The sequence below is a fragment of the Adlercreutzia sp. genome (assembly GCF_056795635.1).
The window spans coordinates 1-3,258 of the sequence record NZ_JBQIIT010000061.1 but is presented as its reverse complement, the minus strand read 5'-3'; the positions used below and the strand labels follow the sequence as shown (position 1 = coordinate 3,258).

Annotated in this window: 2 protein-coding genes and 1 pseudogene; all 3 read left to right on the top strand. The window is 62.3% G+C overall.

Translation table 11 applies throughout. From position 1 onward, the window contains the following. Positions 1 to 306, top strand: a pseudogene (locus ACTOXK_RS12230) (hypothetical protein); the annotation flags it as partial. Positions 307 to 564: 258 nt separating this feature from the next. Beyond that, positions 565 to 1,902, top strand: a complete 1,338-nt coding sequence (locus tag ACTOXK_RS12225) for an MFS transporter (RefSeq protein ID WP_482278728.1) — start codon at positions 565 to 567, stop codon at positions 1,900 to 1,902. 389 nt (positions 1,903 to 2,291) lie between these two features. Next, positions 2,292 to 2,873: a TetR/AcrR family transcriptional regulator gene (locus tag ACTOXK_RS12220; protein WP_482278729.1), complete on the top strand. Its 582-nt coding sequence runs from the start codon at positions 2,292 to 2,294 to the stop codon at positions 2,871 to 2,873. Positions 2,874 to 3,258 lie beyond the last annotated feature (385 nt).

Here is a 3,258-nt window from a genome sequence, read left to right as displayed (position 1 = left end):
GTCGAGTACCAGCTCAAGCAGCTGGCCCGCGATCTGGAGATCAGCGTGGAAGTGATCCGCGACGTGTGCGCCGACGAGATCGCCGAGTACATCAAGCTCGACGCCGAGCGCGATGCCTCGCTTCCCGTGCACAGCATCGTGGAGTGCTACACCGGCGGTACCGCGTTCGCGTGGTACGGCATGAACGAGTACCCTCGCCTGAAGCGCGTGGTGCTCGGCAAGCTGGCCGCTGGCGGCAAGAAGGCTGAGAAGGCGTTCGTGCTGCGTGCCAGTAAGGCCCAAGTGGATTACCTGGGCGACTACTAGGATCTAACCGAGGGGCCGTGCGGCGTGGCTGCGCGGCCCCTCGGGCACTCAGGGCGCGCACGGCCCCAAGCGTGCGGAATGTGTGCTGGCTGGCACAGGAACAAGGCCCTCCGGGGTAGTGCTGGCTCGCACAAGGAAAGGAGGTCCGCGTATCTGTGAATCACGGATGCCGGACCTTCACTATCTCTAAAGGGGGTGTTTCCCATATGCGGAAAACACAAAGCAAAAAGGGGTTCGGAAAGGATCTGGGTGATTTCCATGGCATCTAGCGACACAGTGGCCACGATCCACAGCGAGGAGGACGAGCACGCGACACTGCGACGGGTGGCCGTCTCCTCCTTCCTCGGTAACTTCATCGAGTGGTTCGACTATGCTTCCTACTCGTATTTCGCGACGGTTATCGCGCTCGTGCTGATGCCTCCGGGCGATCCCACGGTGGCCTTGCTGGAGACGTTCGGCGTGTTCGCGCTGTCGTTCCTCATGCGTCCGGTGGGCGCGTTCTTCTGGGGTCACATGGGTGATAAGAAGGGCCGCAAGTGGGCCCTGGCCACGTCCATCCTCATGATGTCGGCCGCCACCTTCGTCATCGGCTTGCTGCCGACCTACGAGGCCGTGGGCATTCTGGCCCCCATTCTGCTGCTGTGCCTGCGCATGGTGCAGTCCTTCTCCGCTTCCGGCGAGTACGCCGGCGCCGCCACGTTCTTGGCCGAGTACGCCCCGGCCAACCATCGCGGCCTGTACTGCTCGCTCGTGCCGGCCTCCACGGCCGTGGGCCTGCTCGTGGGCTCTACCCTGGCCACGCTCATGTTCGTGAACTTCGGCCACGACTCGGCCTTCGTGACCGAGTGGGGCTGGCGCATTCCGTTCTTGCTGGCCGGTCCGCTCGGCATCATCACGCACTACATCCGTACCCGCGTGTCCGATTCGCCGGTGTACCAGGAGATGCAGGAGAAGCTGGAGGCCAAGGGCGAGTCCGATGACGAGCCCATCAAGCTGCTGCTGACCAAGTACCTGCGCCCGCTCATCATCTCCTTCGGCGCCTGCATGCTGAACGCCGTGGGCTTCTACGCCGTGCTCACCTACCTGCCGAATTACTTGCAGGACACCGTGGGCTACGACGCGGGCCAGTCGTCGCTCATCACCACGATCTGCCTCGTGGCCTATGTGGCGTTCATCTTCTTCTCCGGTAAGATCTCCGATCACTTCGGCCGTAAGAAGATGCTCATCATCGCGTCGGTGGGCTTCGTGATCTTCACGGTGCCGGCATTCTATCTGCTGAACACGATGAACTTCGCGGTCATCCTCATCGCTGAGCTGTTCATGTGCCTGCTGCTCACCATCAACGACGGCACGCTCTCGAGCTATCTGTCCGAGACGTTCCCCACCGAGGTGCGCTATTCCGGCTTCGCGCTGAGCTTCAACTTCGCCAACGCCATCTTCGGCGGCTCGGCGTCGTTCATCTCCATCGCGCTGATCCAGGCGACGGGCAATCCCATCGCGCCGGCGTGGTACATGGTGGCCATCTCCGTGGTGGCGCTCATCGCCATGTGCATGACCCACGACAACTCCAAGAAGAAGTTGACGGACATCGAGTAGAAGGCGCTGCGCGACAGGGGACGTTGCGCGGAACGCCGTGTCGTCGGCTTCGTGCGCCCGGGCGGTTGGGGAGGGCCGCTCGGGCGCATTTTCTTTGGGCGTTCGTCCAGATGGCTCGCGGCAATGGGCTGCCGCGCCGTCTGCGGGCCCCAGGATGGGAGCTGATGGCTGCGTGACCGGACGGGATGGTTGGGGAATTTCCCCGGTCCACAGGGGAGCGGAGATTTATGTGGTGTCAACAGAGTTCCCCTTCTTGTTCAGCTGCACAACCAGCTCCGATGTAGGAGTTTGCTTCAGGTTTTGCGAAAAATAAGCCCTATCAGGGCTTACAATCGTAGTGCATTTCTGTTAAAGTCGCACAAACGCCAATCACTTGAAAAGAGATCGCCATGACCAAACCATTGGCCAAACCCAAGTCCCTGAAGGCCCAAATCACCCGCACGTCGCTGGTGTTGGCCGCGGCGGCTCTGCTGCGCGAGCGCGGCCCGGAGGCGGTTACCTACCGAAAGGTGGCCGAATGGGCCGGCGCCGCCTCGTCTTCGGTGGGCTACTACTTCGATTCCGTGACCGACCTCTTGTACGAGGCGGGCTGCTACAACATCGAGCTGTGGATCGCCCGCGCCGAGAAGGTGGCTCAGGTGGCTGACGGCCTGGAAGGCGAGGAATGCCGCCGTCGGGTGGTCGACCTGCTGCTGGAGGCGTGCCTGCCCGATGACAGCGTGTCCATGCCGGCTCACTATGCCCAGCTGATCGCCGCTTCCGAGGCTCCGGTGGTGACCGAGGCCTATCGCAAGGGACGCGAGGCCCTGGACGCCGCCGTGAACCGCATCCTCGTTGACGCCGGCGTGGGGCTCACTCCCTCGGTTATCGTGGCGCTCGTGGACGGGGGAGCAGTGAAGGCCATCTCCGAGGGCTATGAGGTGCGCGAGATCGTGCGCACGCTGCTGGAGTCGGCTATCAACGGTCGCTAGGGGCGTTGTTCTCCTCCGGGGGCGCCGTCGGGGGATGGTTTCTGCTCGCGTCGTCGTTCGCCCCGTCGCGATCGAGGGGCGCCCGTGGGTTTGGGCATCCGTGGTGGCAATGGGGAGCGGTGCCCAAGACCCTTACCAGCAAACGGGCTCGGCTCATGATGTTTTTCTGAGTTATAAGGTAAAATTTCGGTAAAAGGCTTTTGTGCAACTGCAAAAAATGGTATAAAGGATGCGCCTCGAAATCGGGGCGCATTTTGCTGCTAGAGAGAGATAGGAGCACATTTATGGCAAAGATCGTCAGCTCTTGGAACGACTGGGACCCGCTGAAGCGCGTCATCGTCGGCCGCTGCGACAACTCCGTCATCCCGCCGGAGGAGCCCGCCAC